4 protein-coding genes are annotated in these 16,377 nt (G+C 71.7%); all 4 read right to left on the reverse strand.

From position 1 onward, the window contains the following. Positions 1-23: 23 nt before the first annotated feature. Positions 24-515 (reverse strand): DUF11 domain-containing protein, encoded by a 492-nt coding sequence (locus BN6_RS28950; RefSeq protein ID WP_041314434.1) that lies wholly within the window; start codon positions 513-515, stop codon positions 24-26. Next, positions 512-12,880 carry a DUF7927 domain-containing protein gene (locus BN6_RS46085; RefSeq protein ID WP_015103383.1) on the reverse strand — a complete coding sequence of 4,123 codons (12,369 nt, stop codon included), beginning with the start codon at positions 12,878-12,880 and terminating at the stop codon, positions 512-514. The genes BN6_RS28950 and BN6_RS46085 overlap by 4 nt, the downstream gene beginning before the upstream one ends. Positions 12,881-13,254: 374 nt before the next feature. Beyond that, positions 13,255-13,938: a LysM peptidoglycan-binding domain-containing protein gene (locus tag BN6_RS49790; RefSeq protein ID WP_015103384.1), complete on the reverse strand. Its 684-nt coding sequence runs from the start codon at positions 13,936-13,938 to the stop codon at positions 13,255-13,257. Between the two features lie 343 nt (positions 13,939-14,281). Continuing rightward, positions 14,282-16,306 (reverse strand): MMPL family transporter, encoded by a 2,025-nt coding sequence (locus tag BN6_RS28965; RefSeq protein ID WP_015103385.1) that lies wholly within the window; start codon positions 16,304-16,306, stop codon positions 14,282-14,284. Between the last annotated feature and the right edge of the window lie 71 nt (positions 16,307-16,377).

A 16,377-nucleotide genomic window follows, 5' to 3' on the forward strand; every position in this document is an offset into this window, starting at 1 on the left:
GCACCGACACGAGCGACCCCCGGTCAGCCGGCCACCCGGTCGCGCCGACGTCGGCGCAGCACCACGAACACCCCCGCCGCCAGCGCGAGCACGACCACCGCCACCACCAGCGGCCACCAGGGCATCGGCGACTTCGCCAACGCCGGCGGGGTCGCCGCCAACTGGTCGGAGTCGGTCGAGCACACCACCGGGCGGGTCTCGCCGGTGCGGTAGGCGCACACCGAACTCGCCAGCCGCGCGGTGCCGTCCGGCGCGGCGTCGAAGACCACCTTGTCGGTGAGCGTGACGTCCTCGCCCGCCGGGATGGACGCCGTCCACTGCACCGACGTCTCCGACGTCCGACCGTCCTGGTCGGCGGTCACCACCCGCACGCCCGGTGGGACGGACTGCGTCACCCGCAGTCCCTCCACATCGGACGAACCGGTGTTGCGCACCGTGATCTTGTACGCCAGCTCGTCACCACCGTGCACCTGGTCGTGCGCGTTGTCGATGGAGATCGACAAGCCTTCCGTCACCGCCGTGCCCTCCTTGTCATGAACACCAGTCCGCCGCCCACGAGGAGCAGCAGCAGGCCACCGAGCAGCCAGGGCAGCAGCAGCGCGCCGGTCGACGCGATCGGCGGCGCCGGCTCCACCGCCGTCCGGGTCGAACACCTGGGGTCGTCGCCACCGGGCCGGCAGTTCGCGCCCGGCGTGTCCGAGATGACGGTGTTGGTCAGGTCCTTGTCGCCGTTGCCGGTCACCGTCACCGAGTAGGTCACCGTGGCCGTGCCGCCCACCGCGATGTCACCCGTCCAGGACAGCACCGGGTTCTGGTACACCGCGCCCTCCGACGCGCCCTCGAACGTGGCGTCGTCCAGCACGCCGACCAGCGAGTCGAAGAACCCGGCGCCGACCAGCGGTGTCCTGCCGGTGTTGCGCAACGTCACGGTGTAGGTCACGCGGTCGCCCGGCCGCACCTGCTCGCGGTCGGCCGCCTTCACGATCTCCAGCCCCGCCACCGGTGTCGTCGTGCCGCAGTCCGGCCCCGGGCAGAGCCGGCCCGGCGTGTCCGACGTGACCACGTTGCGCAGCAGGAAGTCGCCGGTCGGCGGGTCGGCCACCTTCACCCGGTAGGTCACCGTCGACGTGGCGCCGACCGGGAGCTGCCCGGTCCAGGTCAGCGTCGGTGCGGCGAACGACGAGGTGCCCGTGGTCGCCGACGCGGACAGGAACTCCGCGTCGTCGAGCACCCCGCCCAGGTCGTCGGTGAACTGCGCGGCCGGCAGGTCGACCTGGCCGGTGTTGGCCACCACGACGGTGTAGGTCACCGGCTCGCCGGGCTTCGCCTCCGCCCGGTCCACGGTCTTCACGATCGCCAGGCGCGGCACCAGGACGGTGGCCGAGCAGCGCGGGTCCACCTCGCCGGCGCGGCCACGCATCGGCAGCGGGCAGTTCGACCCCGGGGTGTCCGACCCGACCGCGTTGACCAGCCTCAGGTCGCCGGTCGCCGGTGTGCCGACGGTCACCGAGTAGGTGACCGTGGCCTTCGCGCCAACGGCGAGCCGCCCGCTCCACCTCAGCGCCGGCGCGGCGTAGTCGACCATGCCCGCCGTGGCCGTGGCGTCGGCGTTGTAGGCCGCGTCGTCCAGTACCTCGGTCAGGTCGTCGGCGAAGCTCGCGTCCTGCGCGGTCTGGCCGGTGTTGGTGACCACGACCGTGTACGTCACCCGCTCCCCCGGCGCGGCCGTGGTGCTGCTCGCGGTCTTCTCCACGATCAAGCCGGGCAGTTCGGTGAGCGTGCCGCACTTCGGGTCGGTCGAGCCCGGCGGGCAGTTGTTGCCCGCCGAGGTCGACCTGACCACGTTGCGCAGCGCGTGGTCACCGGTGACCGGGGAGTTCACCGTCGCCGAGTAGGTGATCGTGGCGGTCGCCCCGATCGGCAGGTCACCGGTCCAGGTCAGCTCCGGGGGCGCGTAGCCCGCGGTGCCCGGCCCGGTCACGGTCGCGTCGTCGTTGTAGGTCGCGTCATCGATGACCTGGGCCAGGTCGTCGGTGAACGTCGCTCCCGCTTGGACGGTCTGGCCGGTGTTGCGGACGGCCACCGTGTACGTCACCGTGTCGCCGGGTTTCACCGTGGCGGGCGACGACGTCTTCTCGATGCTCAGGCCCGCGATCGGCGTCACCGTCGTGCACGCCACGCACTCGTGGCCCGGGGTGTCGGAGGTGACCGCGTTGGTGAGCTTGAAGTCGCCGGTCACCGGGTTGTTCACGGTCACCGTGTAGGTGATCTCGGCCGTCGCCCCGGCCACCAGTGCGCCGGACCACACGAGCTTCGGCGCGGTGTAGGTCGCGGTGCCGGTGGTGGCGCTCGCCGAGCCGAACGCGGCGTCGTCCACGACCTGGGTCAGGTCGTCGGAGAAGCTCGCGTCGAGCGCCGTCCGGCCGGTGTTGGCGACGGTGATCTTGTAGGTGACGACGTCCCCGGGCTTGGCGTCGGCACGGTCGACCACCTTGGTGATCGTCATGCCCGGCAGGGCGGTGTCCGTCGAACACCTCGGGTCGACCGCCCGCGCCCGGCCGCCCATCGGCAGCGGGCAGTTGGTGCCCGGCGTGTCGGACCCGACCACGTTCGTCAGCCGGTGGTCGCCGGGGATCGGGTCCTTGACCCGCACCGAGTAGGTGACCGTCGCGGTCGCCCCGATCGGCAGGTCACCGGTCCACGTCAGCTCCGGCGCGGTGAACGCGACGGTGCCGGTCGTGGCCGTGCCGTCGTTGTTGTAGTCGGCGTCGTCCAGGACCTGGGACAGGTCGTCGGTGAACGTCGCTCCCGCTTGGGCGGTCTGGCCGGTGTTCCGCACCGTCACCGTGTACGTCACCGTGTCGCCGGGGTTGACCGTTGCGGGCGAGGACTTCTTCTCGATGACCAGGCCCGCGATCGGGGTGACCACGGCGCACTTCGGGTCGGTCGAACCCGGCGGGCAGTTGGTGCCCGGCGTGTCCGACACGATCGCGTTGGTGAGTCTGAAGTCGCCGGTCACCGGATCGTTCACGGTCACCGTGTAGGTGATCGTGGCCGTCGCCCCGACCGCCAGCGCGCCGGTCCACGTCAACCTCGGCGCGGTGTAGGTCACCGCTCCGGAGGTGGCGCTCGCCGAACCGTAGGTCGCGTCGTCCACGACCTGGGTCAGGTCGTCGGTGAACGACGCGTTCTGCGGTGTCTGGCCGGTGTTGGCGACCGTCACCGTGTAGGTGACCGTGTCGCCCGGCTTGGCGTCCGCCTTGTCCGCGGTCTTGGTGATCTCCAGGCCCGGCAGCGCGGTGTCGGTCGAGCACTTCGGGTCGGTCGAGCCCGGCGGGCAGTTGGTGCCCGGCGAGCCGGAGCTGACCACGTTGGTCAGCCGGTGGTCGCCGGTGATCGGGTTCTTGACCTGCACCGTGTAGGTGACGGTGGCCGTGCCGCCCACCGGCAGGTCGCCGACCCACGTCAGGTTCGGCGCGGCGTAGACCACGCTGCCGGTGGTGGCGGTGCCGTCGTTGGCGTAGTCGGCGTCGTCCACCACCCGGGACAGGTCGTCGGTGAACGTCGCGTCGTCCTGCGCCGTCTGGCCGGTGTTCCGCACCGTCACCGTGTACGTGACCGTGTCGCCGGGTTTCACCGTGGCGGGCGACGACGTCTTCTCGATGCTCAGGCCCGCGATCGGCGTCACCGTCGAGCACTTCGGGTCGGTCGAGCCCGGCGGGCAGTTCCCGCCCGGGGTGTCCGACACGATCACGTTGGTGAGGGTGAAGTCGCCGGTCACCGGGTCGTTCACGGTCACGGTGTAGGTGATGGTCGCCGTCTCACCGACCGCCAGCGCGCCGGTCCACGTCAGCTTCGGCGCGGCGTAGGTCGCCGTGCCCGTGGTGGCGCTCGCCGAGCCGAACGCGGCGTCGTCCACGACCTGGGTCAGGTCGTCGCTGAAGGTCGCGTTCTGCGGGGTCTTGCCGGTGTTGCGCACGGTCACCGTGTAGGTCACCGTGTCACCCGGCTTCGCCGAGGTCTGGCCAGCCGACTTCACGATCTCCAGACCGGGCAGCGGGGTGCTCGTGCGGCACGGCGGGTCGTCCGAGTCCGGCGGGCAGTTGCCCGGCGTGTCGGAGCTGACCACGTTGGCCAGCTCGTGGTTGCCGGTGATCGGGTTGTTCACGGTGACCGTGTAGGTGACCGTCGCGGACGCGCCGACCGCGAGGTCGCCGGTCCAGGTCAGCCTCGGCGCGGCGTAGGTCACCGTGCCCGTCGTCGCGGTCGCGGAGCCGTAGGTGGCGTCGTCCACCACGTCGGTCAGGTCGTCGGTGGCGACCGCGCCGGTCAGCGGCACCTGCCCGGTGTTGGTGAGCACGACCGTGTAGGTGAGCGTGTCACCGGGGTTGGCGGTCTGCTTGTCCACCGACTTCGCGATGCTCAGCTCCCGGCCCGGGGTCTCGGTGCCGCAGGACGGGTCGGTCGAGCCCGCCGCGCAGTTGCCGCCCGGCGTGTCCGAGGTGATCCGGTTGACCAGCTTCTTGTCGCCCGGATCGGGGTCCTTGACCGTCACCGTGTAGGTGACCGACGCCGACTCGCCGATCGCCAGGTCGCCGGTCCAGGTCAGCCTCGGCGCGGTGTAGGTGACCGTGCCGGTGTTCGCGACCGCGTCGCCGTTGTAGTCGGCGTCGTCGAGGACCTGGGTCAGGTCGTCGGTGAACGTCGCACCGGTGATCGGCGTCTTGCCGGTGTTGATCACCGCGATCGTGTACCGGACCGTGTCACCGGGCAGCACCTCGTCGCGGTCGTCGGTCTTGACGATCCGCAGCGCGGAGATCGGCGTGGACGTCCGGCACGCGGCCGCGTCCGCCGGGCAGTTGGCACCCGGCGTCGTGGACGTCACCGCGTTGTCGAGCTGGAAGTCGCCGCCGGAGACCGGGTTCTCCACCCGCACCGCGTAGGTGACGGTGGCCGTGCCGCCGATCGCGAGGTCGCCGGTCCAGGTCAGGTTCGGCGCGGTGAACGCCGCGGTGCCGGTGGTGGCCGTCGCGCTGCCCCACGTGGCGTCGTCCAGCACGCCGGACAGGTCGTCGGTGAACGTCGCCCCGGTCAGCGCCGTGTTGCCGGTGTTGGTGACCGTGACGGTGTAGGTGACCGTGTCGCCCGGCAGCGCCTGCTGCCGGTCCACCGACTTCTCGAACCGGACGCCCGACAGCGGGGTGCTGGTCGAGCACTTCGGGTCGGTCGAGCCGGGCGGGCAGTTGCTGCCCGGCGAGTCGGAGGTGACCACGTTGCCAAGCGTCTTGTCGCCCGTGCCGGTCACCGTCACCGTGTAGGTGACGATCGCCGACTCGCCGACGCCGAGCGTGCCGGACCAGGCGAGGTTCGGTGCGGTGAACGTCGCCGTGCCGGTGCTGGCCGTCGCACTGCCCCACGTCGCGTCGTCCAGCACGCCGGACAGGTCGTCGGTGAAGCTCGCGTCCTGCGGGGTTTTCCCGGTGTTGCGGACCGTCACCGTGTAGGTCACCGTGTCGCCCGGGTTCGCCGCCGGCTTGTCGACCACCTTGGTGATCTCCAAGCCGGACAACGGGGTCGACGTCGAGCACTTCGGGTCCGTCGAGCCCGACGGGCAGTTGTTGCCCGGGGTGGTCGAGGTGACCGCGTTGCCCAGGAGGAAGTCTCCGGCGACCGGGTTGTTCACCGTGACGGTGTAGGTGACCGTGGCCGTGCCGCCGACCGGCAGGGTGCCCGACCACGCCAGGTTCGGCGCGGTGAACGTCGCCGTGCCCGTGGAAGCGCTGACGCTGCCCCACGTCGCGTCGTCCAAGACTCCGGACAGGTTGTCGGAGAACGACGCGTCCAGCGACGTCTGGCCGGTGTTGGTCAGGGCCACGGTGTAGGTCACCGTGTCACCGGGCTTCGCGGACGGCTTGTCCACGGACTTCGCGATCTCCAACCCCGGCAACGACGTCGTGGTGGAGCAGCGCGGGTCGGTCGAGCCCGGCGGGCAGTTGCCGGGGGTGGTGGAGCTGACCGCGTTGCGCAGGGCGCGGTTGCCGGTGATCGGGTCGTTCACCGTGACGGTGTAGGTGATCGTCGCGGTGCCGCCCGGGGCGAGGTCGCCGGTCCACGTCAGCGTGGGCGAGGCGAACGTGGCCGTGCCGGTCGACGCCGTCGCGCTGCCCCACGTCGCGTCGTCCACCACGTCGGACAGGTCGTCGGTGACCGTGGTGGGCGTCAGCGGCACCTGGCCGCTGTTGGTGACGGTGAGCGTGTAGGTCACCGTCTCGCCGGGGTTTGCGGTCTGCTTGTCCGACGTCTTCTGGATGGTGAGCTCGCGGCCCGCCGTGCTGGTCGAGCACTTCGGGTCGGTCGAGCCGGTCGGGCAGTTGCTGCCCGGCGAGTCGGAGGTGACCACGTTGGTGAGCTGCTTGTCGCCGGGGTTGGGGTTCTTCACCCTCACCGTGTAGGTGACCGTGGCCGACGCGCCGATCGCGAGCGTGCCGGTCCACGTCAGGTTCGGCGCGGCGTAGGAGACCGAGCCCACTGTGGCGGTGCCGTCGTTGCCGTAGTCCGCGTCGTCCAGCACCCTGGTCAGGTCGTCGGTGAACGACACTCCCGTTTGGACGGTCTGACCCGTGTTCGTCACGGTCACCGTGTAGGTCACCACGTCACCGGGGTTGACCGTCGCCGGCGACGACTTCTTCTCGATGCTCAGGCCCGCGATCGGCGTGGTCGTCGTGCAGGTGATGCACACCGCGCCCGGCGTTGTCGAGCGGACGTCGTTGACCAGCTTGTAGTCCCCGGTCACCGGGTTCTGCACGGTCACCGTGTAGGTGATCGTCGCCGTCGCGCCGACCGCGAGGTCACCGGTCCAGGTGAGCCTCGGTGCGGCGAAGGTCGCCGTGCCGAGCGTGGCGCTCGCGCTGCCCCACGTCGCGTCGTCCAGCACGCCCGTCAGGTCGTCGGCGGCGGTCGCGCCGGTGAGCGCGGTCTGGCCGGTGTTGCGGACCACGACGGTGTAGGTGACCACGTCGCCGGGTTTGGCGTCGGCGCGGTCGACGGTCTTCTTGATCTCCATGCCCGGCAGCGGGGTGCTGGTCGAGCACTTGGGGTCGGTCGAGCCCGGCGGGCAGTTGGCGCCCGGTACGTCCGACGTGACGGCGTTGCGCAGCCGGTGGTCACCGGCCGGCGGGTCGTCCACCCGCACCGAGTAGGTGACCACGGCCTGCGACCCGACCGGCAGGTCTCCGGTCCAGGTCAGCACCGGTTCGGCGTAGGTGACCGCGCCGACCGTGGCCGTGCCGTCGGCGTTGTAGGCGCCGTCGTCCAAGACGTCGGTCAGGTCGTCGGTGAACCTCGCGCCGTTCTGCGGCGTCTGGCCGGTGTTGCGGACGGTGACCGTGTAGGTGACGGTCGCGCCGGGCTCGGGGGTGGCTGGCGCGGCCGTCTTGGTGATGTCCAACCCCGCGACCGGCGTGCTGGTCGAGCACTTCGGGTCGGTCGTGCCGGTCGGGCAGTTGCTGCCCGGCGTGCTCGACGTGACCGCGTTGGCCAGCCGGAAGTCGCCGGGCACCGGGTTCTTCACCGTCACCGTGTAGGTGATCGTCGCCGTCGCGCCGACCGCGAGGTCACCCGTCCAGGTGAGCCTCGGCGCGGTGTAGGACGTCGTGCCGAGCGTGGCGGCGGCATCCGCGTTGTAGGTCGCGTCGTCCACGACCCCGGTCAGGTCGTCGGTGAACGTCGCTCCCGGGTGGACGGTCTGACCGGTGTTGGCGACCACGACCGTGTAGGTGACGGTGTCGCCCGGCTTGACCGACGCGGGCGCGGCGGTCTTGGTGATGCCCAGGCCCGCGACCGGCGTCGAGGTCGTGCAGTCCGGGTCGGTCGAGCCGGCCGGGCAGTTGCCGCCCGGCGTGCTCGACGTGACCACGTTGGCCAGCCGGAAGTCGCCGGTCGGCGGGTTCTTCACCGTCACCGTGTAGGTGATCGTGGCGGTGCCGCCCACCGGCACGTCACCGGTCCAGGTCAACGTCGGCTCGGCGTAGGCGGCCGTGCCGGTGGTGGCGGTCGCGCCGCCCCACGTGGCGTCGTCCACCACGTCGGCCAGGTTGTCGCTGAACGTCGCGGCGGTCAGCGGCGTCGTGCCGGTGTTGCGGACCAGCACCGTGTAGGTCACCACGTCACCGGGCTTGGCGTCGGTGCGGTCCACCGACTTCGTCAGGTCGATGCCGGACACCGGGGTGGTGGTCCCGCACCGCGGGTCGGTCGAGCCGGCCGGGCAGTTGCCGCCGGGCGTGGTCGAGGTGACCGCGTTGCCCAGGGTGAAGTCGCCGGTCGGCGGGTTCTGCACGATCACCGTGTAGGTGACCGTCGCCGTCGCGCCGACCGCGAGCGCCCCGGTCCACGCCAGGTTCGGCGAGGTGAACGTAACCGTGCCGGTCGACGCCGTCACGCTGCCCCATGTCGCGTCGTCCAGGACGCCGGACAGGTCGTCGGAGAAGTTCGCGTCCTGCGGCGTCGTGCCCGAGTTCCGCACCGTGACCGTGTACGTCACGGTGTCGCCCGGGTTCGCGGACGGCTTGTCGACCGTCTTGGTGATCTCCAGGCCCGGCAGCAGGGTCGTGGTCGAGCAGGCCGGGTCGGTCGAGCCCGGCGGGCAGTTGCCCGGCTCGGTGGAGCTCACCGCGTTGCCCAGCTCGTGGTTGCCGGTGGTCGGGTTCTTCACCGTCACGGTGTAGGTGACCGTGGCCGACGCGCCGACCTCCAGGCTGCCCGTCCAGTTCAGGTTCGGCGAGGCGAAGGTGGCGGTGCCGGTCGACGCCGTCACGCTGCCCCAGGTCGCGTCGTCCAGCACGTCGGACAGGTCGTCGGCGAACGTCGCGTTCGACAGCGGCACCTGGCCGGTGTTGGTCACGGTCACCGTGTACGTGACCGTCTCGCCGGGGTTGGCGGTCTGCTTGTCCGAGGTCTTGCTGAAGGTCAGCTCACGGCCGGGGGTCGCGGTGCTGCACGAGGGATCGGTGGACCCGGCCGGGCAGTTGCTGCCCCGCGTGGTCGACACGATCTGGTTGACCAGTCTCTTGTCGCCCGGGTCGGGGTCGAGCACCGTCACCGTGTAGGTGACCGTCGCCGACGCGCCGACCGCCAGGTCACCGGTCCACGTCAGGTTCGGCGCGGTGTAGGAGACGGAGCCGGCCGTCGCGGCGGCGTCGGCGTTGTACGTCGCGTCGTCGATCACCCGGGACAGATCGTCGGTGAAGGTTGCGCCGGTCTGCGGCGTCTGGCCGGTGTTGGTGACGACGATCGTGTACGTCACCGTGTCGCCGGGGACCACCTCGTCCCGGTTGTCGCTCTTGACGATCCGCAGGCCGGCGATCGGCGTCGAGGTCTTGCAGCGGGCGTCGGTGGACCCGGTCGGGCAGTTGCTGCCCGGCGTGGTCGAGGTGACCACGTTGTCCAGTCGGAAGTCGCCCGTGACGGGCTCCTTCACGGTGACCGTGTAGGTGATCGTCGCCGTCGCGCCGACCGCGAGGCTGCCCGACCACGCCAGGTTCGGCGAGGTGAACGTCACCGTGCCGGTGCTGGCCGTCGCACTGCCCCACGTCGCGTCGTCCAGCACGCCGGACAGGTCGTCCGAGAAGTTCGCGTTGAGCGGTGTCTGCCCGGTGTTGGTCACCGTCACCGTGTAGGTCACCGTGTCGCCGGGGTCCGCCGAGGTCCGGTCGACCGCCTTCGCGATCGTCACGCCGGACAGCGGGGTGCTGGTCCGGCACTTCGGGTCGGACGAGCCGGCCGGGCAGTTGTTGCCGGGCGTGGTCGAGGTGACGGTGTTGGCCAGCCGCTTGTCGCCGTTCCCGGTCACCCGTGCGGTGTAGGTGACCGTCGCGGACGCGCCGACCGCCAGGTTCCCGGTCCACACCAGGTTCGGCGCGGTGAACGTCGCCGTGCCGGTCGAGGCGGAGGCGCCGATCCACGTCGCGTCGTCCAGCACGCCCGCGAGGTCGTCGGTGAAGGTCGCGCCGTTCTGCGGGGTCTGGCCGGTGTTGCGGACCGTCACGGTGTAGGTGACCACGTCACCGGGGTTGGCGGACGGCTTGTCCACGGTCTTGGCGATGTCCAGACCGGAGACCGCGGTGGACGTCCGGCAGACCGGGTCGGTCGAGCCGGCCGGGCAGTTGCTGCCCGCCGTGCTCGACGTGACCACGTTGGCCAGCCGGAAGTCGCCGGGCACCGGGTTCTGCACGGTCACCGTGTAGGTGATCGTCGCCGTCGCGCCGACCGCCAGGTCACCGGTCCACACCAGGTTCGGCGCGGTGAACGTGGCGGTGCCGGCGGTCGCCGACGCGCTGCCCCAGTTCGCGTCGTCCAGCACGCCGCCGAGGTTGTCGCTGAAGGTCGCGCCGGTCAGCGCCGTCTTGCCGGTGTTGCGGACGGTCACCGTGTAGGTCACCACGTCACCGGGGTTGGCCGACGCCCGGTCCACCGCCTTGGCGACCTGCAGGCCCGCGACCGGCGTGGAGGTCCGGCAGCGCGCGTCGGCGGAGCCGGCCGGGCAGTTGCTGCCCGCCGTGGTCGAGGTGATCACGTTGTCCAGCTGGAAGTTCCCGGTCACCGGGTTCTTCACGGTCACCGTGTAGGTGACGGTCGCCGACGCGCCGACCGCGAGGTTGCCGTTCCAGGTCAACGTCGGCGAGGTGAACGAGACCGTGCCGAGCGTCGCCGACGCGCTGCCCCAGTTCGCGTCGTCCAGCACGGCGGTCAGGTCGTCGCTGAACGTCGCGCCGGTCAGCACCGTCTTGCCCGTGTTGGTGACCGTCACCGTGTAGGTCACCACGTCACCGGGGTTGGCGGTGGCCCTGTTCGACTTCTTGTCGATCGTCATCCCGGCGACCGGGGTGGAGGTCCGGCAGCGCGCGTCGGCGGAGCCGGCCGCGCAGTTGCTGCCCGCCGTGGTCGAGGTGACCACGTTGTCCAGCTGCCGGTTGCCCGCGCCGGTCACCGTCACGGTGTAGGTGATGGTGGCGGTCGCGCCCACGGCCAGCGTGCCGGACCAGTTCAGGTTCGGCGCGGTGTAGGTCGCGGTCCCGGTCGACGCCGTCACCCCGCCCCACGTCGCGTCGTCCACGACCTGCGACAGGTTGTCGCTGAAGTTCGCCGACAGCGACGTCTGGCCGACGTTGCGCACGGTCACGGTGTAGGTGACGACCTCGCCGGGGTTGGCCGACGCCTTGTCGGCCTTCTTCTCGATCGTCATGCCCGGCGCGTTGACGACGGTGCGGCAGTCCGGGTCCTGCGTGCCGGTGACGCAGTTGCCCGCGTTGCTCAGCACCGCGTTGCGCAGCTGGTGGTCGCCGGTGACCGGGTTCTTCAGCGTCACCGAGTAGGTCAGCGTGATCGTCTGGCCGGCCGCGACCGTGCCGGTCCAGCGCAGTCTCGGCGCCGTGTAGGTGAAGGTGCCGCCGGCCGGCGTGGCGGTCTGGTCGTTGTTGAAGTTCGCGTCGTCCAGGACGGCGGTCAGGTCGTCCTCGACGATCACGCCGCCCAGCGGCTCGACGCCCTGGTTGGCCACGGTGACCGTGTAGGTGACCTTCTCGCCGGCCGCCGCGACCGCCTTGTCCGCGGTCTTGCGGATGCGCAGGCACTCGATCGGCAGCCGGTAGTCCTCGACCTCGCCGCTGTCCGCGAGCCCCGTCGGGCTCTGCACCTGGGTGGTGTTGAAGCCGGCCCGGAACCGGGCGTAGGTGAACCCGCAGCCGATGGTGGCGGGCAGCACCCAGGTGATGTTCGCGCTGGTCGCTCCGGCGGCGAAGTCGGCGCAGGCGCGTTCGCCGGGGTTGTCGAACACGCCGTCGCGGTCGAAGTCGATCCACCCGCAGACCCGGCCCGCCGACGTGGTGCGGGCCAGCGTGACCGGGACGGTGTAGTTCAGCCCGCCGTAGCTGCTCGCGAGTCTGGGGAACCCGGCCACGCCGTCGTCGAACGTGTCGCCGTTGGGCAGGTTGTTGTCCGCGCCCGCCGCGACCGCTTTCGGGCTCGGCGTGACGGTGCCGGTGTTCTGGGTGGTCGTGTTGTCGGCCGAGACGTCCGTGCCGAGCACCGGGCCGCCGACGACGTGGCTCGCGGCCGCGCCCGGGTCGTAGCTCGCGGGCGCGTCGCCGAAGTCCTCGTCCGCGGAGATGCCGAGCGAGAACGCGTCCGGCGTGTGCTGGCCGCCGTTGACGTAGCTGTAGACGGCGAAGGAGACCGAGGAGACGGTGCCGAGCATGCGCACGCTGCCGCAGCCGGCCGTCGCCTGGCGGGCCCCGACCGAGTTGCACGCGGTGTTGGCGCTGCGGTTGGCCGACTCGATGCGCGCGCCGCCCACCACGGTCAGGTTCGTCGCCCCGGCCAGCGGGCCCTCCAGCGTCACGCCGGGTGTCGTCGCGGTCAGCGCGGCGGTCGCGGAGTCGGCGGCGTTGATCGTGCCGCCGATGCCGACGACGTGCAGCACCGGGTTGCGCAGCGGCCGGGTGAACGTGAGCGTGATCGTGCCGCGGTTGTAGCAGTCCGAGCCGGCCGCGCAGTCGTCGACGACCGTGATGAGGTCGAGCAGCGCGGTGTTCGCCGGGATCTGCGGGGTGAAGTTCGCCGCGGTGCCGCCACGCACGCTCGGCGGCGAGTTCAGGTTGTTCAGCTGGAGCTTGTCGCCGGCGACCGCCACGGTCACCCCGACGCCGGACGGGAGCGCCGAGGTGGCGTTCGCGTAGGTCGAGGGCAGGGCGGAGCTCGACGTCCACGCGGTGGTGGGGTGCGTCTGGTAGCCCCGCGCCGCCGGTGCCACGAGCGCGACGCCGGCCAGGGCGATCAGCCAGGCCGACAACGCCGAGCCGAGCCGGCGCGCCGGGCTCGTGGACATGGTGCTCCTCTGAGGACGGATTCGCGATCGAAGATCACGCTAGGCCGTACCACCGACAATCCGGCCGGTGCGGGCACTCAGGTCCACCCGATCGAGTGGCGGGAGCGCCAGTTCGCGGGTGTGCGCGACCTGTCGTCCCTTGTGGACGGATCGGCAGGCGAACCCGGTACGTGCGGTTTCGCCGCTCGCAGGAGGAGCGCGCCTTGCCGCTCGGGCCGGCCTCGCCGTGGCCGACCTCCCACCCGCTTGCCGTCCTCGCCCTCGGTCGCGGGTACCGGTCGGACTCGGAGCCGACGACCCTTCCCATCTGCTGTCCTCAAAGGTCGGTCGGGTGGCCGCCGGGCGTCCCCGGCGGCCACCCGACGGTGAGGTGACTAGCGGACGCGCGGAGTGCGCGTCACGCGTTGTACCTGCTCCGGCTCCGGTGCGTCCGGCGCGGTGCGGATCCGGTTGCCGGGCACGATCAGGTCGGGGTTGGTCAGGTGCTCGGGGTTGAGGGCGACGAGGGCCTGCCAGCCGCCTTCGACCTGCTTCTCGGTGGCGATCGACACGAGGGTGTCACCGGCCTTGACGGTGTAGTCGCCGGCGGGGTTGTCCGTCGAGGCGGGGAGCACGGGCACCACGGGTGCCGCGGGCGCCTGCTGGACCGTACGCGTCTGGGCACGGGTGCCGCCGGTGCCGCCGGTGCGGGCCGGAGTGGTCCGGACGGGTCCGCCGCCGCGCGCGCAGTTCGGCCAGGCTCCCGGGCCTTGGCTGCGCAGCACGTTCTCCGCGACGCGGATCTGCTCTTCACGACTGGCTTCGTGCGCCATGCCGCTGCCGCCGTTGGCCTGCCAGGTCCCAGGGGCGAACTGGAGCCCGCCGTAGTAGCCGTTGCCGGTGCTGATGGACCAGTTGCCACCCGATTCGCACTGGGCGACCGAGTCCCAGTCCAGTCCCGGTTGCGCTCCCGCGGCCCCGGCCGCGAGGCCGAGCAGGCACGCGGTCGCGGCGGTCAAGAGCGCCGCGCGGCCGAGGTGGTCCCTGACGTGGTCGGTGATGCCTCCGTGATGACCCATGAAATCGCGTCGCCGCCGCCGCACCCCGCAGGGCCGCGTGCGCGACCCCGACGCCCCTGTCCGACGGCCGCGTCCTTCCGGTGCGGTGATTCCTGGTCCGGCAGGTCGGCGGACAGAGCGGGTGCCCGACCTCCCGATCGTTCTCGTGCCCGGTCTCGGACCGGGCACGAGCGGACCATAAGAACCAGCGGCCGGAACGGCGCGGCGAGCAGACCGGCCGGGACCCCGGTAGCGGCGCAAACCACTCGAAACGGTGATTCTCGTTGGGGCCCTTGGGCTTGCCGCGAAATCCGGCGCGCCGGGGTCGGCGCGCCGGTCCTGCGCAGTTCTCCTTAACAGGCTTTCAAGCCCCGGTGCGGTCCGACGTGGACGGACGGTCCCGGGCCAGGCGCGACGGCCACCAGATCGCCCGGCCGACGTCCACGGCCAGCGCGGGCACCAGCAGCGACCGGACGACCAGCGTGTCCAGCAGCACGCCGAACGCCACGATGAACGCGATCTGGGCGAGGAACAGGATGGGCAGCACGGCCAGCGCCGAGAAGGTCGCGGCGAGCACCACGCCCGCCGACGTGATCACGCCGCCGGTGATGGTCAGCCCGCGCAGCACGCCCTCCCGGGCCCCGAGCACGGCGGTCTCCTCGCGGACCCGGGTCATCAGGAAGATGTTGTAGTCGACCCCGAGCGCCACCAGGAACACGAACCCGAACAGCGGCACCACGGGGTCCGCGCCGGGGAAGTCGAAGATCCCGTTGAAGACCAGCGCCGACACGCCCATCGTCGCGCCGAAGGACAGCACGACGGTGGCGATCAGCAGCAGCGGCGCGAGCAGCGAGCGCAGCAGCAGCGCCAGCACCAGGAAGATCACCAGGAGCACGATCGGGATGATCACCAGCCGGTCGCGCTCGGACGTGCGCTGGGTGTCGAGCTGGGTGGCGGTGGGCCCGCCGACCTGGGCCTGGGCGTCGGGCACGGCCCGGACCGCCTCCCGCAGCCGCTCGACGGTGGCGATCGCGGCCTCGGAGTCGGCCGGGTCGTCCAGCACGACGTCGATCCGGGCCAGCCCGGCGGCCTCGCCCCGGCGGGCGGCGGAGGACACGCCGTCGATGCCGGTCGCCGCGAGCACGGCGTCGGCCCGCTCGGCGCGCGCCAGCACGACGGTGGGCGCGCCGCTGCCGCCCGGGAAGTGCCGGGACAGCACCTGCTGGCCGGCGACCGAGTCCACGTCGGTCAGGAACACGTCGGACGCGGCGGTGCCGGACGCCTTGAGCTGCGGCACGAACGCCACCCCGACCAGCAGCACGAGCGCGGTGAGGACCCAGGTCAGCCGCGGCCGCGCGGAGATCAGCCGGGCGACCCGGCCCCACAGCCCGCTCGCCTCCGGGTGCGGCGTGCCGAGGTTCGGCCGGCGCGGCCAGAACGCGGTGCGGCCGAGCAGCACGAGCACGGCGGGCAGGAACGTGACCGACGTGAGCAGCGCCGCGCCGATGCCGATGGCGGCCACCGGGCCGAGGCCCTTGTTCGAGTTCAGGTCGCTGAACAGCAGGCACAGCACGCCGAGCACGACGGTGCCGGCGGACGCGGCGATGGGTTCGATGGTCGCCCGCCACGCCGTGCGCATGGCCCGGTAGCGGTCCTCGGTGTCGCGCAGCTCCTCGCGGAAGCGGGACACCAGCAGCAGCGCGTAGTCCGTGGCCGCGCCGAACACCAGGATGGACAGGATGCCCTGGCTCTGCCCGTTGAGGTCGATCACGCCGCCGTCGGCGAGCAGGTAGACGGCCAGGCTCGCCGCGCCGAGCGCGAAGCCGCCGGAGAGCAGCACGATCAGCGGCAGCAGCGGGCTGCGGTAGACCAGCACCAGGATGAGCGCCACCACGGCGCCGGCGACCAGCAGGAGCAGGCCGTCGATGCCGCCGAACGCGGCCTTGAGGTCGGCGACCTGCGCGGCCGGTCCGGCGACCAGCACGGTCAGGCCGGCGGGTGGGTCGGCGAGCCGGTCGCGCAGGTCCTTCACCGCGTCGGCGGGGTCGCCCGCGTCCACCGCGACGATCACCTGCACGGCCTGGTCGTCGCGCTCGGACGGCAGGACCGGGGACGCCTTGCCGGGGTAGGCGATGCCGGCGAGGTAGCCCCGGTCCTCCCCGGTGATGCCGGACTCGCGTTCGGCGACCACGATCGCGGGCAGGCTGCGCTGGTCGCCGAACGCCTTGAGCTGCTCGGCGACCTTGGTCGCCTCGGCCGACGCGGGCAGGAACGCGGTGCTGTCGTTCACCGCGACCTGGCTGAGCTTGCCGGTGTACGGGCCCGCGAACCCGCCCAGGGCCAGCCAGGCGACGGTGATCAGGGCGGGCAGTATCCAACGGGCGCGCACGGGAGAATGACCTCCGGAGGACTACGTTGTTCGATGATCTGATAGTTCGATCGTCGAAATGTTAACCGGAG

Origin of the sequence: Saccharothrix espanaensis DSM 44229, assembly GCF_000328705.1 — a bacterium.
Classification (GTDB): Bacteria; Actinomycetota; Actinomycetes; order Mycobacteriales; family Pseudonocardiaceae; genus Actinosynnema; species Actinosynnema espanaense.